This window comes from Streptococcus sp. zg-86 (assembly GCF_017639855.1).
Lineage (GTDB): Bacteria > Bacillota > Bacilli > Lactobacillales > Streptococcaceae > Streptococcus > Streptococcus zhangguiae.
In genome coordinates this window covers 1,505,800-1,530,391 of the sequence record NZ_CP072115.1, presented here as the reverse complement: position 1 = coordinate 1,530,391, position 24,592 = coordinate 1,505,800, and the positions used below count along the sequence as shown (strand labels likewise).

The window sequence follows — 24,592 nt, the reverse complement described above, 5'->3', positions numbered from 1 at the left end:
ATTTAAATCAAACCTGTTGTGATTTAAGTGAATGAAATCATCATTCACCATGCTGTTTGCTGAGCCTGACTCCGAGCAGTGTGGCTATTTTTTTGCAATGAGATGCTGATAAGGACCTAAAAGAGTACGAGGAAAATTGATGAATATTGAAGAATTATCTTACCAAGAAGTGCACCCACGCAATCATGTGGTCCTGTTTGAACCACAAATTCCGCAAAATACGGGGAATATTGCCAGAACCTGTGCAGCGACCAACAGTCCCTTACACATTATCAAGCCAATGGGCTTTCCGATTGATGACCGGAAAATGAAGCGAGCTGGTTTGGACTACTGGGATAAACTAGATGTCCGATTTTATGATAGTTTGGAAGAGTTTATGGGGCAGCTAGGAAATGGCAAGGTGCATTTGATTTCTAAGTTTGCTGAAAAAATCTATTCCGATGAGATCTATAACGATCATGCTGACCATTATTTTATTTTTGGTCGTGAGGACAAGGGTTTGCCAGAAGACTTTATGAGAAAACACCCTGAAAAAGCGCTTCGTATTCCCATGAATGATGAGCATGTCCGTAGTTTGAATGTGTCAAATACTGTCTGTATGATTATCTATGAGGCCTTACGCCAACAGGCATTCGCAGGCTTAGACTTGGTCCACCAATATGAGGCAGACAAGCTGAAATAGGGTGGAGGTATTTCTGTCCAAATCTGTAATACCACCAATTTCCAATAATAAATTATACCGCATACTTTTTTTTTTTAGCAAGTGTGATATAATAAATAAAAAAGAAAAGGAAGACTTTATTATGAAAAGATCAAAGTTATTATTGGTTGGACTATCTGTAGGGCTTTTATTCAATTTGGTGGCATGTAGTAGCGCAAAAGACAGTCAAAAAGAGATGCAGTCAGAACAAAATACAGCGCAAGAGACATCTACATCATCGCCTACTCAACAAAAGTATAGCATTGGCGACAAGATTACCTTCGAAGGGAAAGTAGAATATACTGTTACTGGGGCTGAATGGAGTGAGGAGCGAAATCAATTTGATAACAGTAATCCTGAAAAAGTTTTAAAAATGACGTATAATGTGACAAATCTATCAGATAAGGATTTATTGATTGGTTCAGATATTGATTTATATGTGAATGGAAAAAAGATGGAAAGCTATCCTAATGCGCATACGATAGAAACAATTTCAGCAGGAAGAAGCTATGAAGGAGCGATTGAGAACTTTGGGGTAAATGGTAGCGGAGAAATGGAGTTCGAGATTAAGCCGTTTGCGGACTTCAGTGGAACAAAACCAGCTATAGTTGCCTTTAATTTAGATTGATACGAGTTTTATATATAAGCAACTGTTGCGAGACTTGCCTTGGCAAGTCTTTTTTGATATCATGGAAAATAGTTAGTGGAACTGTTCACTAACTAATACTCATCAACCATCAACAACTTTCTACTTTGGTTTCCTATTTGCTGTATTTGGAGGAGGATACGCCAAGTGAAGTGAGAAGTTCATCTGTTAATAGTTGGTGAGGAACAGTCTTCGGGGCAGGGTGCAATTCCCTACCGGCGGTGATAGTCCGCGAGCGAAAGCCGATGTGGTGAAATTCCACAACCGACAGTATAGTCTGGATGGGAGAAGACGGAGAACAATTGATTTGTAGCTGACAAGGCGAGGAAGGCTAACGTATGCTTTCTGCTGCTTTTGATAGGTGCAAAGGATTGATTTCCCACTTCTCTAATTTGTTAAAATTGGAGGAAGAAGATGACACATACACGTAAAATGGCTTTGATTGCCATTCTCTCAGCAGTTTCTTTTCTGCTTATGTACCTAAAATTTCCCTTGATTCCGTCCGCTAGTTTCTTGGAAATTGACTTTTCTATTATTCCGATTTTGATTGGAATGTTGGCCTTAGATTTAGGGTCTGCTTTTACTATTTTGTTGATACGGACAGTTCTCAAGTTCTTGTTCAATAATAGTGGACCGTCAACAGTAATTGGTTTGCCGATGAATATTGTTGCACTTGCTGTATTTCTGCTTGCTTTCTATGTGATTTGGGGCAAGAAACAAACGATTCAACAGTATGTATTCGCTACGATTGTTGGAAGTGCCGGCTTGACACTTGCCATGCTCCTTTTGAATTATATCTACGCAATTCCTGCTTATGCTGCATTTGCGAATTTTGATATTCGTGAGATAATCGGTGTTCGCAACTACCTAGTTGGAATGGTGTTGCCGTTTAATCTCTTGCAAGGTCTGCTCTTTTCACTGATATTTTATCTGGTGTATCGTGCTAGCCAACCGATTTTAAGAAAAGGATAGAAATAAGAATCTCATTCTTGTATGAAAAATAAATCATTATACTTTCGAAATGCTTCTTTTACAGCTCTTTTATTTGTTATTCTAGGATATGGTGTAAAATTTTATCCTCAACAATTGGTGGGCTTTGATAGGAGCATTCAAACAGCTCTGCGTGGGGATTTCCCAGCGCTTGCTACTCGGTTTTGGACCACGGTTACCTTGCTAGGTAATGTAACGGTCTTGCTACCGATTAGTTTGCTTCTTGCCTTCTTTTGTTATAAGAAGAAATGGAAAGTGGAAAGCTACTTTGTTCTTGCTAGTTTTGCGGTGATGGGAGTCCTATCGACAGCCCTGAAATATGTCTACCAACGCCCAAGACCGAGTATTGAATGGCTGATTGATACAATTGGCTATTCCTTTCCAAGTTGGCATGCGGCATCGACCATGATGATGGCAGGTGTCATGGTGATTTTCACTCAGCAACGCCTCAAGCAGCCAATCTTGAAGCGACTAGCGCAGGGAGGCTTGATTCTCCTTGCTAGTTTGGTTGGACTATCGAGAATTTATGTCGGCGTTCATTATCCAACGGATATTATTGGTGGCTGGTTATTGGCTAGTACCCTTTTACAAATCCTGTTTCCATTTTATGACCAATTGCGGTTTACATGGAGATTTCAAGGAAAACAGAAATAAGAATAGGAGAAGCTGGATTCAAGTCTAGCTTCTCTTATTTAGTGAAAACAGATTGATATAGTGCGTAATTGATAGAATGTCCGCTTTTTAAGTTCCAAAGATTGTCTATTGCGCTATTACTATCCAATCCTAAAATGAAAAAACGGGGCTAATCCAATGGATTATTTTAACTGAAGCCTAGAAACCAGAGAAGCGAGCTTTCTTTTCAACTGATTCAAGTTCTTTCCTGCTATGGTATCATCAGCTGGATAAGTAAAAGTATGTACTCTTGGTAGTGTTTGACAAATCCTATCTACACCAGGTTAAAGTGCCTTTTCTTATCATTTTATTAAAAATATACAGGGGGAGGTATACAGCTTTGATATTACATACAAATATGATAAAATGGTAAAGTCAGCTTTTCAAAAAAACTAAGTAAATCATAAAGGGATGAACATGAACCGTAAAAAGTTTAATAGTCAGTTCGATGAGGTCGACCGCAAAAGTCGTGTCAAATTACATAAATCTGGTAAAAATTGGGTGCGTACAGTTCTATCACAGATAGGACTGTTACGTGTTTTGGGAAACAAGAATGCTGCAGAACAAGTTGTCGTAGACATGGATAATGTAGATATTATCGACTCAACTGCATCAGCCTATTTGAAAGCCCTTGTCTCTCTTGGGGTCGTTGGAGGGGGCTCTTTACTAGTACAAACGCATGTCTACGCAGAAGAAACGCCACAAATGGAAAGAGAGCTCTCAAATCAAGCAGAAGGAATTGTTGCAGGCAAGGATAGAGTTGTCTTGTCTAGAGAAGATGATGAAGCTGTTTCGAATTTAACATCAGATTCTTTTTCAGCAAGTACGTCTATTTCAGCAGAGGCAAGTGAGTCTGCAAGCATATCTAGCTCTACTAGTGTGAGTGAATCTGTCAGCATGTCTTTATCAACATCGGACTCTCTTTTTGCGAGCCTATCTACTTCGACTGCTACAAGTGATTCTCTCGTAATGAATGACACAGTTAGTTCAACTGAAGCTTCAATGGCAGAGGTTTCAGAAAATACAGTCATTTCAACACCTAATCGTTCAGTTGTATCACTACCAACATCCGAGACAGTTTCAGATGAGATTGAGAAGATTGTACCGAATGTAACTGGAAATCTCACAACTGCTATTTTGCCTAGTGGGAACTCTTATTCAACAACCGAATCAACTCGTATCCGCACACGTCGGTCATTATTAGAAGGACAACCAATTCCAAGAGGAGCCTATTTCTTTGCCACATCATCTAGAGAAGGCTATGTTCCGATAACATTGGGGAATGCGACCTTGACCGATGATAAAACAAGAATCAAGGTGACGGCAGTCAACCAAAATGAATTTTTCTCAACCAAAGGAACAGCAAAGATTGATTCTGAAGGTATTGTGACACTCACGGAAAATGAATCAGGTCAAGCTGGGGCCTACACCTTAAATACTAAGGTTGATTTGAATCAACCCTTTATCTTCAAGGCGAAAATGAAGTTGGGCGATGCGTTTGACAAGGTATTTACTCCTTCAGGGCATACAGGTGGTGATGGAATTTCGTTCTTGTTTACGACAGGTGCCATCGGTGAGGTAGGCAATGCTTCAGGAAATGGAGCTGGACCGACTCTTGGTTTAGGCGGCGAGAATGTCAAAAATTCCTTTGGCTTTAAATTTGATACATCATGGGATCAGCCGTCAGAGACTAGTAGTGAGAAACAGTATTTTAATGGGGACCCAGCAGTATATAATGCCTCAACAGGAAGACCCTATATGGCGTTTTTCGCAAACAAAGACGGTGTTGTGTCAACAGATTCGAGTCGTAGTGACTCACGTGCGCTGCCTACTTCTGTACTGAACAATGAATTTCAGGATGTTGTATTTGAATATCGTCCTCGAACACCTGAGAATCGCTATCCTACTGTAAGGGTAATCTATAATGGTATTATGATCTCTAAGGATCCACGGGGATGGTTAAGGGAAGCGCGTCTGGTGACAGGTGATGCACAAGGAAGAGAGAAGTTTGCTTTCAGTGTATTTGCGTCTACAGCAGTAGGAACCAACTTGCAGCAGCTTAAATTGGAATCGTTTGAATATACAGCTGCAGGATCACTCATTCAAGTGAAACTAGTCAACGATGAAACTGGAGCTGATATTCGGGAAGCAAAGGTTTTCTCTGCTCCAGAAGGAGAAATACGTGATTTGACACCAGATGTGGCTTTGACCGATCGAATTGTCATTAACGGTGTTGATTATGGTCTGCGCTATGAGCTGAAACAAAGCAATGTCTCAACCGCTGCAGGATTTGTGAGTGGTGATACAGTTTCCTATAAAGAAGGTGTGCAAACCATTACTTATTCCTACCACGATCGTTCCAAGAGTGTGAGAGAGTCTCTAGCTACAAGTGAGTCAGTAAGTACAAGCGTTAAGCTTAGTGAAACTATTAGTCAATCGTTGAGTACGAGTTCAAGTGTTTCGACGAGTCAGTCTCTAAGCACAAGTTCAAGTGTTTCGACCAGTCAATCGTTGAGTACGAGTTCAAGTGTCTCGACGAGTCAGTCTCTAAGCACAAGTTCAAGTGTTTCGACCAGTCAATCGTTAAGTACAAGCACTAGTGTCTCGACGAGTCAGTCCTTAAGCACCAGTTCGAGCGTCTCGACAAGTCAGTCTCTAAGCACAAGTTCAAGTGTTTCAGCCAGTCAATCGTTGAGTACGAGTTCGAGTGTTTCGACGAGTCAGTCCTTAAGCACCAGCGCAAGCGTCTCAGCCAGTCAATCGTTGAGTACGAGTTCGAGTGTCTCTGTAAGTGAATCACTCAGTACCAGCACTAGTGTTTCGACGAGTCAGTCCCTAAGTACCAGCGCTAGTGTTTCCACGAGTGAATCCCTCAGCACCAGCGCAAGCGTCTCAGCCAGTCAATCGTTGAGTACGAGTTCGAGTGTCTCGACGAGTCAGTCTCTAAGCACAAGTTCAAGTGTTTCAGCAAGTCAATCGTTGAGTACGAGTTCGAGTGTTTTTTCGACGAGTCAGTCCCTCAGCACCAGCGCTAGTGTGTCGACGAGTCAGTCTCTAAGCACAAGTTCAAGTGTTTCAGCCAGTCAATCGTTGAGTACGAGTTCAAGTGTTTCGACCAGTCAATCGTTAAGTACCAGCACTAGTGTCTCGACGAGTCAGTCTCTAAGTACCAGCGCAAGCGTCTCAGCAAGTCAATCGTTGAGTACGAGTTCAAGTGTTTCGACCAGTCAATCGTTAAGTACAAGCACTAGTGTCTCGACGAGTCAGTCCCTAAGTACGCGTTCGAGCGTTTCAGCAAGTCAATCTCTCAGTACGAGTTCGAGTGTTTCGACGAGTGAATCCCTCAGCACCAGCGCGAGCGTCTCAGCAAGTCAATCGTTGAGTACGAGTTCAAGTGTTTCGACCAGTCAATCGTTAAGTACCAGCACTAGTGTTTCGACGAGTCAGTCCTTAAGCACCAGTTCGAGCGTCTCGACGAGTCAGTCTCTCAGTACGAGTTCGAGTGTCTCGACGAGTGAATCCCTCAGCACCAGCGCTAGTGTTTCAGCAAGTCAATCGTTGAGTACGAGTTCGAGTGTCTCGACGAGTGAATCCCTCAGCACCAGCGCAAGCGTCTCAGCAAGTCAATCGTTGAGTACGAGTTCGAGTGTCTCGACGAGTGAATCCCTCAGCACCAGCGCAAGCGTCTCAGCAAGTCAATCGTTGAGTACGAGTTCGAGTGTTTCCACGAGTCAGTCTCTCAGTACGAGTGTCAGTGTCTCGACTAGCCAGTCCTTAAGCACCAGCGCTAGTGTCTCAGCAAGTCAGTCGTTGAGTACGAGTTCAAGTGTTTCGACCAGTCAATCGTTAAGTACAAGCACTAGTGTTTCGACGAGTCAGTCCTTAAGCACCAGTTCGAGCGTCTCGACGAGTCATTCTCTAAGCACAAGTTCAAGTGTTTCAGCAAGTCAATCATTGAGTACAAGTGCCAGTGTCTCGACGAGTCAGTCTCTCAGTACGAGTACGAGTGTCTCAACTAGTCAATCCCTCAGCACCAGCGCAAGCGTCTCAGCAAGTCAATCGTTGAGTATGAGTTCGAGTGTCTCCACGAGTGAATCCCTCAGCACCAGCGCTAGTGTTTCAGCAAGTCAGTTCCTAAGTACCAGCGCTAGTGTCTCGACAAGTCAGTCTCTAAGCACAAGTTCAAGTGTTTCAGCCAGTCAATCGTTGAGTACGAGTTCGAGTGTTTCGACGAGTCAGTCTCTAAGCACCAGCGCAAGCGTCTTAGCAAGTCAATCGTTGAGTACGAGTTCGAGTGTCTCCACGAGTGAATCCCTCAGCACCAGCGCGAGCGTCTCTGCAAGTCAGTCCCTCAGTACCAGCGCTAGTGTGTCGACCAGCCAGTCCTTCAGTACGAGTGAGAGCGTATCGACCAGTCAATCGTTAAGTACAAGCACTAGTGTGTCGACCAGTCAGTCACTAAGTACAAGCACTAGTATCTCCACGAGTCAGTCCCTCAGCACCAGCACTAGTGTCTCAGCAAGTCAGTCCCTCAGTACCAGCGCTAGTGTCTCGACGAGTCAGTCTCTAAGCGCAAGTTCAAGTGTTTCAGCAAGTCAGTCTCTCAGTACGAGTACGAGTGTTTCGACGAGTCAGTCCTTAAGCACCAGTTCGAGCGTCTCGACGAGTCATTCTCTCAGTACGAGTTCGAGTGTCTCCACGAGTGAATCCCTCAGCACCAGCGCTAGTGTTTCAGCAAGTCAATCGTTGAGTACGAGTTCAAGTGTTTCCACGAGTCACTCCCTCAGCACCAGCGCGAGCGTCTCAGCAAGTCAATCGTTGAGTACGAGTTCGAGTGTCTCGACGAGTGAATCCCTCAGCACCAGCGCAAGCGTCTCAGCAAGTCAATCGTTGAGTACGAGTTCGAGTGTTTCCACGAGTCAGTCTCTCAGTACGAGTGCCAGTGTCTCGACTAGCCAGTCCTTAAGCACCAGCGCTAGTGTCTCAGCAAGTCAGTCGTTGAGTACGAGTTCAAGTGTTTCGACCAGTCAATCGTTAAGTACAAGCACTAGTGTTTCGACGAGTCAGTCCCTCAGCACCAGCGCAAGCGTCTCAGCCAGTCAATCGTTGAGTACGAGTTCAAGTGTCTCGACTAGCCAGTCCTTCAGTACGAGTGAGAGCGTATCGACCAGTCAATCGTTAAGTACAAGCACTAGTATCTCGACGAGTCAGTCTCTAAGCACAAGTTCAAGTGTTTCAGCCAGTCAATCATTGAGTATGAGTTCGAGTGTCTCCACGAGTTACTCCCTCAGCACAAGTTCAAAATTGTCAGCTAGCCAATCCTTAAGTGCAAGTGAGTCCACAAGTATAAGTCATAGTACAGGCGTCGGTACGGGCGTAAATGAGAATCCATACTTAAGCCTCTCTATTTCAGAAAGTATTAGTACAAGCGCGAGCATCTCCGCATCAATGAGTGACAGTGAGTCTGCAAGTACGTCTATCTCAACGAGTGCAAGTATTTCAGAATCCTTCAGTACCTCACTTAGCGTAAGTCTGTCAGCTTTGACAAGTGAATCATCCAACTCATCAGAAAATCAGGTTGAATTATTGTCGACAATGACGTCGGAATCGGCGATTGAATCTGAAGTGATGAAATCAGTAGTTGCTAAATTACCTAAGACCGGTACAGAAGTAGACAAGGTTAGTCTTCTTGGAGGCTTGAGTGCTCTAGCAGCTTTAGTAGCATTTAAACGGAAGAAGAAAGAAGACGAGACACTTTAAAGCTAAATCATTTTCCTTATGTGACAAGGAATATATCTAGTAATAAAAGAGGCTGGGTCAAAAGTACCAAAATTGCTCATTTTTATAGTTTGATTAGCTTAATGCATATCAATAGTTAGGAGAGTGGCTGTCAATACCCGAGCCTAGAAATGAGAAGGCGAAATTGACAAAATCGATTTCAATGAAATTACGATTGAGTCCCACTCCCTTTCTCATCCGTTGCGGTTTGCATGGAGATATTAAGGAAAATAGAAATAAAAATAAGAGACTAAGCATTCCAGCTTAGTCTCTTATTTTTATTATGGTTTTACAGGTTGGTTGTCTGCTTGTTCCAGAGCAGATTGAATGGTCTGAGCAAAAAGTATTGCTCCATCTGTTGCAAGATTGAAATGGACAAGGTCTGTATTAGTCCAAATGTGCGGATTCTCTTTGGAGACCTGATACCAGTCTGCGATACTGATATAATCGTATTTCTTGGCTAATTGACGTTCATATTGTCCAATTTGGTAAGTCAGAGCTTGTTCTGACGCGTGATTGCCATCATAAGGTGTAACAAAAATCAAGCGGTGTCCTTTTGGAAAGTGCTCGATAAGCTCATCCAATAATTCTTGATAATTTTCACTCGTATTTGTTCCAAGTGCAATGACGACATTTTCTTTTAAAGAATGACTATTTTGATAAAGTTGTACGAGGTTGTCTGCTTCAGATAGATTTCGACTAACAGCTCCATCCAACTGGGCAGTAGGTAAGAGTGATTGGATTCCCTCACTAGCTCGCACGCTGACAGAATCACCGATGATAGTTGTCCCTTTTTCGACATTGTAATTCGTGGCTTGTGCATTTTCAGCTGCAGAACGAGTGGCAGTCATCTGACGTTGTGCTTGATAGAGATTGTTGACAAGGGATTCACGCTCGAAATTCCCTAATTTTGGAGCAAATAAGCTAATGCCGAGAAGGGCTAAGCTAAGTGCAGCAACAGTTCCCCAAATCCATTTTGTATAAGGCTTAAGATCGATGTTGATATGGAAGAAACTACTATTTTTTCCAGCCAAATATGGCTCAAGTAGATAAAAGGAAATTGATGCAAAAAGAATGGAGCAGACAAGAGTCAGCAGCACAGCTAGTGTGTGATTGACCAGTTGTGAAAAGATTGTGTAGAAGGGCCAATGGAAGAGATAAATGCCGTAAGAGATATTAGATAGGGAGAGCAAAATAGCTGGTTCCTTTATATGCTCCGTCTTTTCATGTAAGACACGTGCTCCATAAATCATGGTTGCAGTTGCTAAACTTGAAAGGAGGAATCCAATGAGGTAGGTCCAGATGCTGTCAAAAGGTAAGATAAGGAGGAGGAGCACTTCCACCGCTAGTGCACCTGCAATGACAGATAAGGCTCGTTTGATATCCCAATTAGCGATTACTTTTTCAAATGGTCGGGTTAATGTATTGAGTCCTGTCAAGCTAGCCAAAATACTTCCAAGAAAGAAGGGGAAGATATGGGTCCATGTTGCAAAGTAAATAGTCGAGAAACTAGTGACAAAAAAACTCGAAACAAACATGGTCAGAAAACTAGTTAGAAAGAGGAAACCAGAGGTTAGAAAGACCATTCCACGGACGTGGCCAATCGTTTTCGCAAATCGTGTTATCCCCCAGATAATCAAGGCCCACAGTAGATAAAACTGAACCTCAATGCCTAGGCTCCAAGTATGAAGAAAGAGGTGAGGTGTAAATTGATTTTCGTAGGAACTGCCTGACAATAGTTCAAAGAAATTCGTCATGAATCCCAAAGTTGCCATGATTTGACGACCAATTCCAGCAATAAAATCATTGCGGATGAGTAAGGCAAGTGGTGTTGTAATAAGAAGAGTAAATGCCACTGGTGGGAAAATCCGATAGAAGCGCCGCTGGAAAAAGCGTTTAAAATCGATTGTTTGTTGCTTTTTATATTCGTCAAGAAATAGAGCTGTCGTCAAATAGCCTGATAGGGTGAAAAAGAGGTCTACACCGACAAATCCGCCAGGAAAAAATGAAATATAAAAGTGATAGAGAAGGACAAAGAGCATTCCAATCACTCGGATTGTTGAAAACCATTTAATTCGCATATTGATAAATTCCTTGTTTGAATCTTCCTTCGTAAATAACGTTTGACTCTGTCGTTAATTTTCCGTTACCATCGGCAATGCCATTTTTAAATTCTCCCTCATAAGTCCAGCCAGTAGCCGACACATAAGTTCCTTTACCATTAAAAATGCCATTTTTAAATTCACCTTTGTACTTGTCACCATTTTCAAAGGTTAGACTGCCTTGACCAGACATTTTATTTGCAACAAGGGTACCCTGATAGGTCATTTTTCCATTGTCAAGATTTAGGGTCTGTTTGGCTGGAATTCTTCCTAAGAAGACAGACAAGGCACATAGGAGAATAAAAACGATACTAGCTTTTTCGATATTGGATCTGGTGAGGTAGGATTTTGTATCTTTTAAGTCTAATTTTTGAAGATAATCGAGTAACTGATTCATGCATTTCCCTCTTTCTCGTAGTTCTTTCATTCTATCATTTTTTAGACTTTCTGGCAAAGAGAGTTCACTAAAAAATCGCCTACAAGAGACGATTTTTCCAAACAGCACAACCTTCTTTTACAATTCGATAGGTTTCTTCGAAATCCCCTGTATACCAAGGATCAGGAACACTATGTGTCGTAAAGGGATGAATTTTCGTATGCAATCGCTCTGGTAACATTTTCTTCAAATCAGCGATATTTTGGCTATCCATTCCGATGATGTAATCCGCTTGTTCTGCAGTTTCTAGTGTGATTTGCTGGGATGTTTTTTGAGAATTATAGGGAATGTGATACTGTTGAAAAATAGCTTGTGTTCCTCTGTGAATGGGATTGCCATGTTCCCATGAAGAAGTTGCACGACTTTCAATAATCAGCTGATCTGTGAGATTTTTCATGACAAATTCAGCCATTGGGCTACGGCAAATATTGCCAAGACAGACGAAGACGATTGTTTTCATAGGTTTCTCCTTTGTTTTACTTATTTCCATTATATCCTATTTTGTCACAAAGTGACTGCTGTTATTTTCTGTGAATCGTAGAACTTTTCTCATAAAACTTCAAATACTTGCCATTTTCTCCATCTTTATTTATAATGATTATAAATAAGAGAAAGTAGGTATGAACTTATGATGAATCCATTTTACCAATCTCCAGCTGAAATTGCGAATTTTGCAAAACCACAGCCTGAACCAGAAACAAAGGCACTTTTGAACCAAGCAGTTGCTGATTTGTCAGTTGCTCACTCTATCTTGCACCAAGTCCACTGGTATATGCGTGGACGTGGTTTCCTTGTATGGCACCCAAAAATGGATGACTATATGGAAGAATTGGATAGCTATCTTGATGAGATGAGCGAGCGCTTGATTACCTTGGGTGGAGCACCATTTTCTACCTTGAAAGAATTTAGCGATAACAGCCAATTAAAGGAAGTGCCAGGTGATTATAGCTTATCTATGGAAGCACAATTGGGACGTGTTGTAGAAGTTTTCCGTTACCTTGTCGGACTTTTCCAAAAAGGATTGGATGTGACAGATACAGAAGGAGACGATGTGACAAACGACATTTTCAACGGTGCAAAAGCTAGCCTTGAAAAACACATTTGGATGCTGCAAGCAGAGTTAGGACAAGCGCCAGGCTTGTAATAGCGACAACAATCAAAGTCTGAAAAAGGTTGGGAAACCAGCCTTTTTTCTATGTCTTTTTTAGGAGAAATGGATAGTCTAGCTAGACGTTTTTCAATGAAAACTGCCAGACTAGAAGTCGAGGAAACATCGATTCATTGAAAAACACCAGACTTAGAGCACAGAGGCTCTAACTTTAGTGAAAAAGGCCAACCTTTGGCTCTAGTGAGGCAATTTTCAGTGAGTGCTGGTCAGTCTTTGGTTCTAGTGAGGTAATTTTCAGTGAGTGCTGGTCAGTCTTTGATTCTAGTGAGGTAATTTTTAGTGAGTGCTGGTCAGTCTTTGGTTCTAGTGAAGCAATTTTCAATAAGTATTGGTCAGTCTTTGCTTCTAGTGAGGTAATTTTCAGTGAGTACTGGTCAGTCTTTGGTTCTAGTGAAGCAATTTTCAATAAGTACTGGTCAGTCTTTGGTTCTAGTGAAGCAATTTTCAGTAAGTATTGGTCAGTTTTTGGTTCTAGTGAGGTAATTTTCACTGAACAAGGCCAAACTTAAAAGTCAGTGAGGATTTTATCTGCTATCATATGACATTTGTCATTTCTTCTAGTGACAAACCTATCTAGTGAGGGAAAGGGAGAAGGAGTATACTAGCAATAAAGAGAAAAGGAGCATATTATGAAACAGTGGATTGTAAAAGTCATTGTCCTACCCCTTGTAGGAATGCTCACCTATCACTTTGTAGGGCGACAGTTTGAAGGAGGTTTTCCGTGGGAAGTCTCTGCCAGTTGTTTATATATTCAATCAGATGAGTTAGCTGTTCAAGAAACTCATGAAACTACAAAAGGAGGATAAGTAAATGAAACGTTTTTTGCTAGGATTGGTTGTCGTTGTTCTCACAGGGATTCTGAGTATCGTTGGACTACGAATGTGGAACGACCGACAGTATCAACAAGAGGAAATGGAAAGTCTATCTCATTATCGCAATCCCCAAGATATTTCCCTGTATAATACGACTATTGAGGGTGTCACGGTCGAGCATATTGAAGGAAACTATCTCAATGGCTTTTCCTTGAAACCGAAACTTCGCAAGCATGAGGGTGTCATCGTCACATTTGGTGGCTCAGAAGGAAGCCCAGCCTATGAAAGAGCTGTAATGTTAGCCCAAAACAGCTATAGGGTCTTAGCCTTGTTCTTCTTTGGTATGCCCAATCAGCAGGAGACCTTGGTCGATGTACCAGTTGAGTATTATGAAGAAATGGAAACCTATATCCGTAAAGATTTAGGAGAGTCAGGACCTATTACCTTGATTGGAGCTTCAAAAGGAGCAGAGTATAGTCTTCTTCTGGCTTCTTTATATGATTCGATTGATCATGTGGTGGCTTATGCGCCCTCGAGCTATGTCTTTGCAGGATTGGATTTTCAAAATATTTCGTCATCTTGGTCACAAGCAGGAAAACCGATTCCCTACGTTGATATGACTAAGGCAGGTTCTCTTGCTTTGTTTTGGGATTTCGTGACCAAATCACCTATCTCTTACTTGAAATTGTATCAGACAGCAGTTGATATGGATGAAGAGCGAGCCATGAAACGGATTCCAATTGAGAAAGCTAAAGCAGATATCGTGTTATTTGCAGGAGGGGATGATCAAGTGTGGGAAAGTGGCAAGATGGTAGAGGAGATAAAGGCTCGCCGACCAGATAAGACGATGGTGCACCTTTATCCAGAAGCAGGGCATATATTTGTTGGAAATGGCGTAGCAGATGCAGGTGGAATGTATATGAAGATGGGAGGAACGGAAAAAGCTAACCGAGAAGCGAGAGAAGATAGTGACCGTCGCCTACTTTCGTATTTAGCGAGCTGGCATGCACCAATTGAAAATCAGTAATTCTTTTTTAAAATTTAGGCAAAAGCTGTGAGTATGAAGGATATAGTGAAAATGAGTCAAGTTGCAAAAGGAGGTCAGAAATGAGCATAATTGAAGTCAAAAATATCTCAAAAACGATAAAGGAAAAACAGGTTTTGCGAGATATTTCCTTTGAGATTGGGGAGGGTGAGTGTGTTGCTCTAATTGGGCCAAACGGTGCTGGAAAGACGACATTGCTATCTTGCTTATTGGGAGATTGGTTTGTGACAAGTGGTAGTATTCGTATTCAGGGGAGTCCAGTTACGGATTCAGTTTTGAAAAAAGTAGTCGGTATTTTGTCACAGGAAAATGCTGTTCCGACCAATCTCAGGGTCAGCGAATTGATAGCCTTTTTTCAGGAAATTTACCCCAATTCCTTGTCGAATCAGGAAATTGATGCCCTATTACATTTTTCTCCTGAGCAGAAACAACAGCTAGCTGAAAAATTATCTGGCGGTCAAAAGCGTTTATTGTCCTTTGTATTGGTCTTAATTGGTCGCCCATCCATTCTCTTTTTAGATGAGCCGACAACGGCTATGGATACGTCAACCCGCCAGCGTTTCTGGGAAATTGTCCGTGACTTAAAAGAAAAGGGGGTAACCATTGTGTATTCTTCCCATTATATCGAAGAAGTCGAGCATACAGCAGACCGTATTTTAGTTTTACACCAAGGACAGCTTTTGCGGGATACGACTCCTTTTAACATGCGTTCTGAGGAGCGGGAAAAGCAATTCACCATTCCAAAAGAGTATCGAGCGGTGGTGGAATCGTGGGAGAATGTCTATGGCATGGAAAAAAGTCATGATCGACTCCGTTTTATGACCAAGGAAGCAGATGTGGTTTGGCAAGCGCTACAGAAAGCCAACTGCCCAATCATGGAGATTGAAATGACCAATAAAACCCTACTCAATACCCTATTTGATACGACCAAGGAGGAAGCATAATGAAAGCTCTATTAAGAATTGAATACCTCTTAACCAAGCGAAATGCCTTTGGCTTTATTATGGGAATTGGCATGCCTGTCCTCTTTTTCCTCTTGTTTTCTTCTATGTTTGATTCTTCCTATGGTAATGCGGCTGTATTAACGAGAAATTATTTACTGACGATGACGGCTTTTAGTATGAGCAGTTTTGGGCTCTATGCCTTTCCATCCATGCTTGATACAGATAAACAGAGTCGCTGGCTCTTGCAGATTCAGCATTCTCCCCTGTCCCTTTCCCAGTATTACCTTGCCAAAGTGCTAAACGTTTTTGTTTCGTTTATTCTTTCCATTATTATCAATTTTACAGTTGGCTTTGTGTTTCGAGGGGTGACAATGACAGGAGGAGAGTGGTTTGTGTCCGCTATCTTGCTCTTAGCAACGAGTGTGGTCTATCTGGCTATTGGTTTAGCCCTGACCTTGATTGATAATAAGCAGACGATGACGGTATTGGGCAATATTTTTTACTTCGTGTTGGCTATTTTTGGTGGTAGTTGGATGCCTTATGAAGCTCTTCCTGACTGGATGCAGTCGGTGGCTCATTTTACCCCATCTTACTATGCCAATCAACTAGTCCTACGCTATATCAAAGATCATCATCTGCAAGTCACCTCTTTACTAATGGTCTTGCTGTATACTATAATAATAACAGGTCTAGCCTTGGTGCTAAAAAAGAAACAGGAAGTGAGATAAGGTGAGACAACTATTTGATAAGCTTAAAACGGTTCATATTGCCTATTATATTTCCTTACTCTATTTAGGTTTTCCAATCTATTACATTTTGTTAGGAGTTTATCCGTCTTGGCTGATTTTTCCGACCCTTGGTATGGCTACTGCCTATCTCGGGATTATCATCAGTAAAAAAGTATGGCTCTATCAGCTTTTTTGGCACTATGTGCTTCTTTATATTTTCTGCATGACGATTTTCATTCATCCTCTGAATGGGCTCTTTATCTTTTATATTTCGAATCTTCTGGTGTATCATTTTAAAGAAGAGCATTATTGGAACTATTACCATGTGACATTTTTCTTGCTCATGCTGCTAACTGCACTTTGTTTTTTCGTTAAATATCATGGTGATTATGAGAGTTTATTTGCCGTACTTTTGGTCTATGGTGTTTGTCTTGGGACAATGCATATTATGAAGAGAGCGCTGAAGCAAGAGGAGTTGAAAATGGCTGTACTTGAAAAAAATGCCTCTATCAACCTGCTTTTAGCAAAAAATGAACGCAATCGGATTGGGCAAGACTTACACGATACCTTGGGGCATGTCTTTGCCATGTTGAGTGTCAAGAGTGAGTTAGCCTTGACCCTTATGGAACATGGAGCCTATGAAAAGGCACAAAAAGAAATACAGGACTTGCGGGATATTGCCAAAGATTCGATGCAGGAAGTCAGAGAGATTGTCCAAGCCGTAAAAGTACACAGTCTTGAAGAAGAATTGCAGATTTTAGGAAATATGCTTGAGTTGGCAGGGATTGCCTTAACCATTGAGAAAGAAGAAATAGCAATCGGTCGAGAACAAGAAGCTACTTTGACCATGGCCCTGCGTGAATTGGGGAATAACCTTATTAAGCACAGTCAGGCAAATCACTGTCGCATTTGCTTGCGGGAAAAAGGATACTGGATTCAGGTTCTGGTAGAAGATAATGGCATTGGTTTTGAGCAGGTGACGGGTGAGGAGTTGCACTCCATTCGTGACCGCTTGATTCGCTATCAAGGCAGGATGGAAATCATTTCTAGCAAACAGCCGACACAGATTCAGCTAGAGATTCCAAAAGGAGAACACGATGAACATTTTAGTCGCTGAAGACCAAAGCATGTTGCGGGACGCCCTCTGTCAGCTCTTGGAATTGCAGGACGGTGTAGCCCAAGTATTTCCAGCGAGAAATGGCTTAGAAGCGCAAGCTATTTTACAAAAGGAAAAGGTAGATGTCGCCATTTTAGATATTGAGATGCCTGAGATGACGGGTCTTGATGTCCTTGAATGGGCAAAAGAGGAGTTCCCGAGCTTAAAAGTGATTATGGTGACGACCTTTAAACGGCCGGGCTATTTTGAACGTGCAATTCGAGCAGATGTGGATGCCTATGTCTTGAAAGAACGGAGCATTGCTGAATTGATGCGAACCATTGAACGTGTGCTTCAAGGAAAAAAAGAGTATTCGCCAGAGTTAATGGAAAGCTTTTTCACCATGAAAAATCCCCTGACCAAACAGGAACAAATCCTACTCCAAAAAGTCGCACAAGGTCTATCCAACAAAGAAATTGCCGACCAAATGTATCTGTCAAACGGAACTATTCGCAACTACATGACCACTATCCTCAGCAAATTAGGTGCCGAAAACCGCACCGAAGCCGCCACCACCGCCAAAGAAAATGGGTGGCTCCAATAAGCTGGGAGCTTATTGGAGGTGGGAGATGAGAGAAACGAGGTTTCTTTCATTGCAGTCCAGGGGAGTGCTACAAGTTGGAAAAAAAGCAGAATGTAGACAAACCTCACAATTCAGAAAAACATTACAATGATATTTCATTTTCTGTAGTTTTAAGGTTAGAACATTTGCGAGCGTAGCGAGCACAATACCGACACCTCCGCCGTGCTAAAAGTGGGAGTGAGACAGAAGTCGTGATTTCGTTGAAATCGATTATCCTCGCTCCTTTGTTTCTGGGCTCGGGCTAAAATAATCCACTGGATTATTTTACTCCGAAGGAAGTCGCTGATGTCCGAAAGCACATGAGGATGGTGGCAATAAAAAGACTTTTTCTTCAAGCTGAAAGAAGCTTTGCTTCTAACATTATAATCCGAGGGAGTGCTACAAGTTGGGATAGTGAGAAACGTTCTGTCAGTACAATCTAGGAGGCTGTTACAAATGGATTTTACAATGGTGTTAGCAGTTCTTGCTTTCCCCTACATCTGACATGGCATAGTTTTCAATAGGTGTTGAACAAACTGGGTAAACTTGTTTTTTTAAGGAATATGTGTTATGATTTTAGTTAGGAATGCGTTTTCGTAGTTTGCTTACTAGGAGATTGGAGGATTGCAATGAAAAATCTGATGATTTTATTAGCTTATTTGGCTGGTTTTGCCTTGCTGGCTCGATTGTTCCCAACAGGATATGCCATCATCCAACAAGTGTTATGGTGGATACTGCTTATTATGCTAGGTCATAGGCTGTATATTATGGTTAGAGCCTATATTCGCTTTAAGAAAGAAGAACGATAGTCCGTTTCTTCTTTTCAATTGCAATATTGGTCAAGTTTTGCTACACTTTTTCTATGAAGAAACTTTATGATGTGCAACAGTTATTAAAGCAATTTGGAATCATCATTTACATGGGAAATCGCTTGTATGATATTGAGATGATGCAAATTGAACTGCAGCGGATTTATGAGGCTGGGTTGCTTGACCGAGTGGAGTACATGGAGGCTGAATTGATCTTAAGACGGGAACATCGTTTGGAATTAAACTATCAAGGGAAAAAGGAGTAGGAAATGTCAACACTTTATGTATTACTATTGTTTGTAGCTGTATTAGGAGCGTGGATGGGCTTCAATTATTGGCGCTTACGTCGAGCAGCCAAGGTCGTTGAAAATCATGACTTTGCGAAGAAAATCTATAGTGGGCAACTGATTGATTTACGTGAGCCAACAGAATACCGTAAAAAACATATCATGGGAGCACGTAATATTCCTTATCAGCAATTAAAGCAAAGCCTTGCTGCCCTTCGTAAAGACAAGCCAGTTTTGCTGTATGAAAATGACCGTGGACAATTTGTGACACAAGCAGCCCTCTATTTGAAAAAGCAAGGATTTAATGATATTTATATTCTGAGCTATGGTTTAAATAGCTGGGATGGAAAAGTGAAAACAAACTAAACTGAATATCGTTGAAAGAGAGTAGGAATGCTCTCAGAATGTAGACAAACCTCACAATTCAGAAAAACAGTACAATGATATTTAAATTTCTGTAGTTTTAAGGTTAGAAAATTCGCGAGCGTAGCGAGCACAATGCCGCACCTCCGCCGTGCTAAAAGTGGGAGTGAGACAGAAGTCATGATTTCGTTGAAATCGATTATCCTCTCTCCTTTGTTTCTGGGCTCGGGCTAAAATAATCCACTGGATTATTTTAGCCCGAAGGAAGTCGCTGATGTCCGAAAGCACATGAGGATGGTGGCAATAAAAAGACTTTTTCTTCAAGCTGAGAGCAGGAATGCTCTTTTTTTTGAATTTTTATTAAGGGTGTGTAGATGTTTTTTACTGCTCAGATTGCTAGCAGTTATGCTATAATAAGAACTATGAGAATTATTTCTGGAAATTATGGTGGTAGACCGCTTAAAACCTTGCCAGGTCAAACGACACGTCCGACTTCGGACAAGGTGCGTGGTGCGATGTTTAATATGATCGGTCCCTATTTTGACGGAGGCCGTGTTTTAGATTTGTTTGCAGGAAGTGGTGGCTTGTCCATTGAGGCTATTTCGCGGGGAATGGATCAAGCTGTACTGGTGGAACGAGACCGGCAAGCGCAACTCATCATCGCAGACAATATTCAGATGACTAAGGAAGCTGAGAAGTTTCAATTATTGAAAATGGAAGCCCAGCAAGCCTTACAAGTGGTGCAAGGTCCCTTTGATGTCGTTTTTTTAGATCCTCCTTATGCAAAGGAAACAATTGTAGAAACAGTTACAGCCTTATGTCAGAAAAATTTACTGGCAGAAGAGGTCATGGTCGTCTGTGAAACGGATAAGCAGGTTGAGCTACCAGAAGAAATTGCTGACTTGGGAATCTGGAAAGAAAAAATATATGGAATTAGTAAGGTAACAGTCTATGTCAGATAAAATTGGACTTTTTACAGGGTCATTTGACCCACTGACAAATGGACATCTGGACGTGATTAAACGGGCTAGCCAGTTATTTGATGTCCTGTATGTAGGTGTGTTTGTTAATCCGCATAAAGAAGGTCTGCTTGCTAGTTCAGAGCGGAAGCGCTTGATTGAAGAAGTAGTAGCAGATATGCCAACAGTTCAGGTCTTGGTTGCACAAGATCAATTGGTGGTGGATGTGGCAAGAGAAATTGGTGCGAGTTATTTAGTACGTGGCTTACGCAATGGGATGGATTTGGAATACGAATCTAGTTTTGATTTTTATAATCGTGAGTTGGCTCCTCAACTAGAAACTATTTATCTCTTGGCCAAGCCAGAATACAAGTTTGTTTCATCTAGTCAGGTCAGGGAATTGTTGCAGTTCCACCAAGACATCCGTCCGTATGTGCCAGAAATAATTAGTAAGGAATTACAAAAGAATGAAAAAAAATAAAAAATTACTTCTGATTCTCTCGATAGTTCTCTCGACTGTCCTTTTGTGGGTAGCCTTTCTCTTTCCACTTCCCTACTATGTCGAAAGTCCAGGTGGAGCTTCTGATATTCGAAGTGTCTTGACCGTGGCTGGGAAAAAAGACGACAAACCGGGTTCTTATAATTTTGTCTATGTTCAAGTCAAACCTGCTACTGCTGTTCAACTCTTGCTTGCTGCCCTAGATTCTCATTCGGACATCATTCCAAAGCAAGAATTGGCAGGTGGCGCAAATAGCGAGGAGTTTTACCGGATTAGTCAATTTTATATGGAAACCTCTCAAAATATGGCGAAATATCAAGGTTTAAAACTAGCTAAGAAAGACACCTCTTTGGAGTTCTTTGGAGTCTATGTTCTCAATGTGACGGAAGATTCGACTTTTAAGCAGATTTTGAATATTGCAGACACCGTTGTGAGTGTGAATGGCAAGACCTTTAAGAGTTCTCCTGAACTCATTGACTATGTCAGTGGTTTAACATTAGGCAGCGATGTTGAGGTTGGTTATCTCAGTTCTGGTAAGGAATTGACCGCCAAAGGAAAAATTATTAAACTCGAAAACGGAAAAAATGGTATTGGCATTGGCCTAGTTGACCATACCGAGGTTAAAAGTAGTGAAAAGATTGATTTCCAAACTGGTAATATCGGTGGTCCGAGTGCAGGCTTGATGTTTACACTTGCCATTTACACACAGTTAGCTGATCCTGATTTGCGAGACGGACGAGTAATTGCAGGTACTGGAACGATTGAGCAAGACGGTTCTGTCGGTGATATTGGTGGAGCGGATAAGAAGGTCTTGTCTGCTGCAAAAGCTGGGGCAAGTATCTTCTTTGCTCCCAATAATCCTGTTGATCCTGAAATCTTAAAACAAAAACCAGATGCTAAAACGAACTATGAAGAAGCAATGGAAGCTGTGAAAAAAGATAAATTGACTATTCAGGTTGTTCCAGTGACCAATGTCCAGGAAGCGATTGATTATCTGAAAAAAACCAAGGGCCAGTAGGCTCTTTTTCTTAGCCGTCTAATACTCGTCAACAATCAAATTCTGACGTCGTTAATTCACCTTGCTTCAACAGTCCGGTGGACTGTTGAAGGTTGGAAATAGGGATTATGACATAATCCTCGGCTAACATTGAGGCTGGGCAAAAACTAGCATTAGTCCGATGGTTCAGTAGAGACGAGCTATGCTCGCTCTATTTCTTATCTGCCACAATTCTCAATTGCAAGGGACGAGCTACACTTGTTCTATTTCCAGCCTTCCACAATTCTCAATTGTAAGGGACGAGCTACACTCGTTCTATTTCCAGCCTTCCACAATTCTCAATTGTGGAAGCTAGTCAGATTTTGATTTTTATAGAGTATAAAGAATATGAGAATGTTCTGAAATTTCTCTTATTTATCACTAGCCTATCAAAAATTTTTACAATCATGGTATAATAGTAAGGTTAGTAAGAAAGAGAAAAGGAGGCGTGATGAAAAAAGAAATTGCACCAGAATTGTATAATTATAATAAATTTCCTGGACCTAGTTTTGCCCGTGTTGGAGATAAGGTTGTTGCAGAAAGTATTGAGCTAGACCTCTTGGAAGACTACCGTGAAGCCTTTGATCAGACAGCTTTTGGTCAGCGATTTTCTCCTATTATGTTGAAATTTGATTACATTGTGGGAGATTGGGGAAATGAACAGCTCCGCTTGAAAGGCTTTTATAAGGATGATAAGGCTGTAAAATCAGATATAAAAATTAGTCGATTAGATGATTATTTGACAGAATTTTGTAATTTTGGCTGCGCCTATTTTGTTTTAGGGAATAATCAGCCGCAGGAATTAGCGGTAGAAATGGAAGAACGGCCTAGCCGCAAGCGCCGCAATCGGAGCAATCGTAAGAACCAGCGCTCATTTACTGTCAAAGAAAAAAATGAGAAAAATACTCCACGTATACAAAAGCAGCAGAAGCCTGAACGTAGCAAGAAACAAAGCAAGAAAAAGAATCACGGTGAATCACAAGAAGCCAAACGTGGCTTTGTGATTCGCCAAAAGTAGGAGACGTATGAAACAATCAATTTATAGCCTTAGCCGCACTGATTTGATAGACTGGGTTTTAGCACAGGACGAAAAGAAATTTCGTGCTACACAGATTTGGGAATGGCTGTATCGTAAACGTGTCCAGACCTTTGAAGAAATGACCAATCTATCTAAGGAGTTAATAACGAAGCTCAATGAGCAATTTGTTGTGAATCCTCTTAAGCAGCGGATTGTACAAGAATCAAAAGATGGAACAGTTAAGTACCTGTTTGAATTACCTGATGGTATGTTGATTGAGACTGTTTTAATGCGTCAACACTACGGGTTATCTGTCTGTGTGACGACTCAGGTTGGTTGTAATATTGGCTGTACTTTCTGTGCCTCTGGTTTGATTCGCAAGCAGCGCGATTTGACAAGTGGAGAAATCATGGCACAGATTATGCTGGTTCAGAAATATTTTGATGAGCGCAATCAGGGAGAACGTGTCAGTCATATTGTTGTCATGGGGATTGGTGAGCCATTTGATAACTATAACAATGTCCTTACCTTCTTACGGACGGTGAATGATGATAAGGGAATGGCAATTGGAGCCCGTCATATTACAGTTTCCACATCTGGATTGGCACCAAAAATTCGAGAATTTGCCCGTGAAGGGGTACAGGTTAACCTAGCTGTTTCGCTCCACGCACCTAATAATGACATTCGTTCTAGTATCATGCGGATTAATCGTAAGTTTCCGATTGAAGTTTTGTTTGAAGCAATCGAAGATTATATCGAGACAACCAATCGTCGTGTGACGTTTGAATACATCATGTTGAATGAAGTCAATGACGGTGTGGAACAAGCTCAGGAACTAGCTGATTTGACTAAAAATATTCGCAAGTTGTCCTATGTTAACTTGATTCCCTATAATCCTGTCAGCGAGCATGACCAGTATAGTCGCTCTACGCCAGAAAGAGTAGCTGCTTTTTATGATTGTCTCAAGAAAAATGGGGTCAACTGTGTCGTTCGTCAAGAGCATGGTACTGATATTGATGCAGCCTGTGGACAGCTGCGTTCCAATACGATGAAGAAGGATCGTGAATCGGCACGCGCCCGTATTGCTGCAGCTAAGGCAAAGGCAGGCATTCAGGCATGAAGCAGCTGTTCCAAAGTGATGGAGAATTGACTAAGATAGGGCGCAAGGTAGCCGTATTTTTGGTTAGGCTTTACGTATTGGTTATCTGTGGTCTGTGTTTCCTACCGCAACAGATTTATCCCCAGTACAAGATGTTTTCTACGCCAGGCATTGTCCAAATTGGTCGACTCTATATTTTACCAATTCCCTTTAACAGTTTTGTGAATGCTGATAAGCTTGATAGCCTAGCGGATTGGTGGCTGATTTTACTGCAAAATCTGACCAATATGTTTCTACTCTATCCCCTTGTCTTGGCTTTTGTTTTTCTGTTTAAGAAATGGCAGAGCCTTCGAGCGGTCATCTGTTATAGCTTTTGTATCAGCTTGTTCATCGAGTGTACCCAAATATTGCTAGATCTTCTCTTTGATGCGGGACGCGTCTTTGAAGTAGATGATTTGTGGACGAATACCTTAGGAGGCCTACTAGCCTATTTGACCTATCGTGTCTGGAAGAAAGCCTTTACAAAAAATTAAGATTTTTTCAAAAAAGCACTTGACAAAGTAAAAAAGAAGCCCTATAATGTTTACTAATCAGAAGAAGTAGTAAGTGAGATGCTTTCAGGGAGCTTGTGGTGATTGTGAACAAGTAGCGGACATTTATGAAATGGGCCGAGGATAAAGATGAATTCAAAACAATGAGAATTCGGTTGGCACCCCTTACCGTGCACCTCCTTGTTAGAGGAGATGGAGATATGGAAGGATTCTAGACACTTCCATAAGTGAG

General features: G+C 41.6%; 24 protein-coding genes and 1 riboswitch. Of the genes, 21 read left to right on the top strand and 3 right to left on the bottom strand.

Annotation, left to right across the window (positions count from 1 at the left end; all coding sequences use genetic code 11):
• Positions 1-139: 139 nt before the first annotated feature.
• The 5 genes from J5M87_RS07240 to J5M87_RS09860 all read left to right on the top strand — a co-directional run bounded on the left by J5M87_RS07240 (position 140) and on the right by J5M87_RS09860 (position 8,768).
• Positions 140-682, top strand: coding sequence for a tRNA (cytidine(34)-2'-O)-methyltransferase (locus J5M87_RS07240; RefSeq protein WP_154608514.1), 543 nt, complete (start codon positions 140-142; stop codon positions 680-682).
• Positions 683-803: 121 nt separating this feature from the next.
• Entirely contained in the window at positions 804-1,328 is a 525-nt protein-coding gene (locus J5M87_RS07235; RefSeq protein WP_154608513.1) for a hypothetical protein, read from the top strand.
• A 202-nt stretch (positions 1,329-1,530) separates the two neighbouring features.
• Positions 1,531-1,643, top strand: a riboswitch (FMN riboswitch).
• A gap of 117 nt (positions 1,644-1,760) precedes the next feature.
• Positions 1,761-2,318, top strand: a complete 558-nt coding sequence (locus tag J5M87_RS07230) for an ECF transporter S component (RefSeq protein WP_154608512.1) — start codon at positions 1,761-1,763, stop codon at positions 2,316-2,318.
• A 21-nt stretch (positions 2,319-2,339) separates the two neighbouring features.
• Positions 2,340-2,990 carry a phosphatase PAP2 family protein gene (locus tag J5M87_RS07225; RefSeq protein ID WP_154608511.1) on the top strand — a complete coding sequence of 217 codons (651 nt, stop codon included), beginning with the start codon at positions 2,340-2,342 and terminating at the stop codon, positions 2,988-2,990.
• A gap of 435 nt (positions 2,991-3,425) precedes the next feature.
• Entirely contained in the window at positions 3,426-8,768 is a 5,343-nt protein-coding gene (locus tag J5M87_RS09860) for a lectin-like domain-containing protein (RefSeq protein WP_208769374.1), read from the top strand.
• 299 nt (positions 8,769-9,067) lie between these two features.
• Here J5M87_RS09860 and J5M87_RS07215 read toward each other — a convergent pair whose 3' ends face one another.
• From J5M87_RS07215 to J5M87_RS07205, 3 genes are all read right to left on the bottom strand, one after another.
• Complete coding sequence (locus J5M87_RS07215; RefSeq protein ID WP_154608509.1) at positions 9,068-10,867, bottom strand: acyltransferase family protein; 1,800 nt, start codon at positions 10,865-10,867, stop codon at positions 9,068-9,070.
• Positions 10,857-11,285, bottom strand: coding sequence for an MORN repeat-containing protein (locus J5M87_RS07210; RefSeq protein ID WP_154608508.1), 429 nt, complete (start codon positions 11,283-11,285; stop codon positions 10,857-10,859). The genes J5M87_RS07215 and J5M87_RS07210 overlap by 11 nt, the downstream gene beginning before the upstream one ends.
• Before the next feature lie 79 nt (positions 11,286-11,364).
• Positions 11,365-11,784: a low molecular weight protein-tyrosine-phosphatase gene (locus tag J5M87_RS07205; RefSeq protein WP_154608507.1), complete on the bottom strand. Its 420-nt coding sequence runs from the start codon at positions 11,782-11,784 to the stop codon at positions 11,365-11,367.
• Between the two features lie 171 nt (positions 11,785-11,955).
• On the opposite strand from J5M87_RS07205, the gene J5M87_RS07200 reads away from it, so the two are divergent.
• The 16 genes from J5M87_RS07200 (at position 11,956) to J5M87_RS07125 (ending at position 24,342) form a co-directional block, all read left to right on the top strand.
• The gene (locus J5M87_RS07200; protein WP_375138172.1) at positions 11,956-12,468 is read left to right on the top strand and encodes a Dps family protein; all 513 of its coding nucleotides are present in this window, start codon (positions 11,956-11,958) and stop codon (positions 12,466-12,468) included.
• Positions 12,469-13,121: 653 nt separating this feature from the next.
• Positions 13,122-13,298, top strand: a complete 177-nt coding sequence (locus J5M87_RS07195; protein WP_154608505.1) for a hypothetical protein — start codon at positions 13,122-13,124, stop codon at positions 13,296-13,298.
• Positions 13,299-13,302: 4 nt separating this feature from the next.
• On the top strand, positions 13,303-14,331 hold the full coding sequence (locus tag J5M87_RS07190; protein WP_154608504.1) for an acyl-CoA thioester hydrolase/BAAT C-terminal domain-containing protein: 1,029 nt from the start codon (positions 13,303-13,305) through the stop codon (positions 14,329-14,331).
• A gap of 80 nt (positions 14,332-14,411) precedes the next feature.
• A complete protein-coding gene (locus J5M87_RS07185; protein WP_154608503.1) occupies positions 14,412-15,293 on the top strand; it encodes an ABC transporter ATP-binding protein in 882 nt (293 codons plus the stop codon).
• On the top strand, positions 15,293-16,021 hold the full coding sequence (locus tag J5M87_RS07180) for an ABC transporter permease (RefSeq protein WP_154608502.1): 729 nt from the start codon (positions 15,293-15,295) through the stop codon (positions 16,019-16,021). Before J5M87_RS07185 ends, J5M87_RS07180 begins: the two co-directional genes overlap by 1 nt.
• Position 16,022: 1 nt before the next feature.
• Positions 16,023-17,138 (top strand): sensor histidine kinase, encoded by a 1,116-nt coding sequence (locus J5M87_RS07175; RefSeq protein ID WP_154608501.1) that lies wholly within the window; start codon positions 16,023-16,025, stop codon positions 17,136-17,138.
• A complete protein-coding gene (locus J5M87_RS07170; protein WP_154608500.1) occupies positions 17,119-17,721 on the top strand; it encodes a response regulator transcription factor in 603 nt (200 codons plus the stop codon). The genes J5M87_RS07175 and J5M87_RS07170 overlap by 20 nt, the downstream gene beginning before the upstream one ends.
• A 647-nt stretch (positions 17,722-18,368) precedes the next feature.
• On the top strand, positions 18,369-18,548 hold the full coding sequence (locus J5M87_RS07165) for a hypothetical protein (RefSeq protein ID WP_154608499.1): 180 nt from the start codon (positions 18,369-18,371) through the stop codon (positions 18,546-18,548).
• Positions 18,549-18,601: 53 nt separating this feature from the next.
• Entirely contained in the window at positions 18,602-18,814 is a 213-nt protein-coding gene (locus tag J5M87_RS07160) for a YqgQ family protein (RefSeq protein ID WP_154608498.1), read from the top strand.
• Between the two features lie 3 nt (positions 18,815-18,817).
• Positions 18,818-19,201: a rhodanese-like domain-containing protein gene (locus tag J5M87_RS07155; RefSeq protein WP_154608497.1), complete on the top strand. Its 384-nt coding sequence runs from the start codon at positions 18,818-18,820 to the stop codon at positions 19,199-19,201.
• A gap of 419 nt (positions 19,202-19,620) precedes the next feature.
• A complete protein-coding gene (gene rsmD / locus J5M87_RS07150; protein ID WP_154608496.1) occupies positions 19,621-20,160 on the top strand; it encodes a 16S rRNA (guanine(966)-N(2))-methyltransferase RsmD in 540 nt (179 codons plus the stop codon).
• Positions 20,150-20,638 carry a pantetheine-phosphate adenylyltransferase gene (coaD, locus tag J5M87_RS07145; RefSeq protein ID WP_154608495.1) on the top strand — a complete coding sequence of 163 codons (489 nt, stop codon included), beginning with the start codon at positions 20,150-20,152 and terminating at the stop codon, positions 20,636-20,638. Before rsmD ends, coaD begins: the two co-directional genes overlap by 11 nt.
• On the top strand, positions 20,625-21,674 hold the full coding sequence (locus J5M87_RS07140; protein WP_154608494.1) for a SepM family pheromone-processing serine protease: 1,050 nt from the start codon (positions 20,625-20,627) through the stop codon (positions 21,672-21,674). Before coaD ends, J5M87_RS07140 begins: the two co-directional genes overlap by 14 nt.
• Positions 21,675-22,143: 469 nt before the next feature.
• Positions 22,144-22,710 carry a YutD family protein gene (locus J5M87_RS07135; protein WP_154608493.1) on the top strand — a complete coding sequence of 189 codons (567 nt, stop codon included), beginning with the start codon at positions 22,144-22,146 and terminating at the stop codon, positions 22,708-22,710.
• A gap of 7 nt (positions 22,711-22,717) precedes the next feature.
• Positions 22,718-23,830 carry a 23S rRNA (adenine(2503)-C(2))-methyltransferase RlmN gene (gene rlmN, locus J5M87_RS07130; protein WP_154608492.1) on the top strand — a complete coding sequence of 371 codons (1,113 nt, stop codon included), beginning with the start codon at positions 22,718-22,720 and terminating at the stop codon, positions 23,828-23,830.
• Entirely contained in the window at positions 23,827-24,342 is a 516-nt protein-coding gene (locus J5M87_RS07125; RefSeq protein ID WP_154608491.1) for a VanZ family protein, read from the top strand. Before rlmN ends, J5M87_RS07125 begins: the two co-directional genes overlap by 4 nt.
• The last annotated feature ends 250 nt before the right edge of the window (positions 24,343-24,592 follow it).

Bases quoted from the DNA above. Each gene is read 5' to 3' on its own strand.
- J5M87_RS07240 (WP_154608514.1), top strand. From the start codon at position 140: ATGAATATTGAAGAATTATCTTACCAAGAAGTGCACCCACGCAATCAT.
- J5M87_RS07235 (WP_154608513.1), top strand. From the start codon at position 804: ATGAAAAGATCAAAGTTATTATTGGTTGGACTATCTGTAGGGCTTTTA.
- J5M87_RS07230 (WP_154608512.1), top strand. From the start codon at position 1,761: ATGACACATACACGTAAAATGGCTTTGATTGCCATTCTCTCAGCAGTT.
- J5M87_RS07225 (WP_154608511.1), top strand. From the start codon at position 2,340: ATGAAAAATAAATCATTATACTTTCGAAATGCTTCTTTTACAGCTCTT.
- J5M87_RS09860 (WP_208769374.1), top strand. From the start codon at position 3,426: ATGAACCGTAAAAAGTTTAATAGTCAGTTCGATGAGGTCGACCGCAAA.
- J5M87_RS07215 (WP_154608509.1), bottom strand. From the start codon at position 10,867: ATGCGAATTAAATGGTTTTCAACAATCCGAGTGATTGGAATGCTCTTT.
- J5M87_RS07210 (WP_154608508.1), bottom strand. From the start codon at position 11,285: ATGAATCAGTTACTCGATTATCTTCAAAAATTAGACTTAAAAGATACA.
- J5M87_RS07205 (WP_154608507.1), bottom strand. From the start codon at position 11,784: ATGAAAACAATCGTCTTCGTCTGTCTTGGCAATATTTGCCGTAGCCCA.
- J5M87_RS07200 (WP_375138172.1), top strand. From the start codon at position 11,956: ATGAATCCATTTTACCAATCTCCAGCTGAAATTGCGAATTTTGCAAAA.
- J5M87_RS07195 (WP_154608505.1), top strand. From the start codon at position 13,122: ATGAAACAGTGGATTGTAAAAGTCATTGTCCTACCCCTTGTAGGAATG.
- J5M87_RS07190 (WP_154608504.1), top strand. From the start codon at position 13,303: ATGAAACGTTTTTTGCTAGGATTGGTTGTCGTTGTTCTCACAGGGATT.
- J5M87_RS07185 (WP_154608503.1), top strand. From the start codon at position 14,412: ATGAGCATAATTGAAGTCAAAAATATCTCAAAAACGATAAAGGAAAAA.
- J5M87_RS07180 (WP_154608502.1), top strand. From the start codon at position 15,293: ATGAAAGCTCTATTAAGAATTGAATACCTCTTAACCAAGCGAAATGCC.
- J5M87_RS07170 (WP_154608500.1), top strand. From the start codon at position 17,119: ATGAACATTTTAGTCGCTGAAGACCAAAGCATGTTGCGGGACGCCCTC.
- J5M87_RS07165 (WP_154608499.1), top strand. From the start codon at position 18,369: ATGAAAAATCTGATGATTTTATTAGCTTATTTGGCTGGTTTTGCCTTG.
- J5M87_RS07160 (WP_154608498.1), top strand. From the start codon at position 18,602: ATGAAGAAACTTTATGATGTGCAACAGTTATTAAAGCAATTTGGAATC.
- J5M87_RS07155 (WP_154608497.1), top strand. From the start codon at position 18,818: ATGTCAACACTTTATGTATTACTATTGTTTGTAGCTGTATTAGGAGCG.
- rsmD (WP_154608496.1), top strand. From the start codon at position 19,621: ATGAGAATTATTTCTGGAAATTATGGTGGTAGACCGCTTAAAACCTTG.
- coaD (WP_154608495.1), top strand. From the start codon at position 20,150: ATGTCAGATAAAATTGGACTTTTTACAGGGTCATTTGACCCACTGACA.
- J5M87_RS07140 (WP_154608494.1), top strand. From the start codon at position 20,625: ATGAAAAAAAATAAAAAATTACTTCTGATTCTCTCGATAGTTCTCTCG.
- J5M87_RS07135 (WP_154608493.1), top strand. From the start codon at position 22,144: ATGAAAAAAGAAATTGCACCAGAATTGTATAATTATAATAAATTTCCT.
- rlmN (WP_154608492.1), top strand. From the start codon at position 22,718: ATGAAACAATCAATTTATAGCCTTAGCCGCACTGATTTGATAGACTGG.
- J5M87_RS07125 (WP_154608491.1), top strand. From the start codon at position 23,827: ATGAAGCAGCTGTTCCAAAGTGATGGAGAATTGACTAAGATAGGGCGC.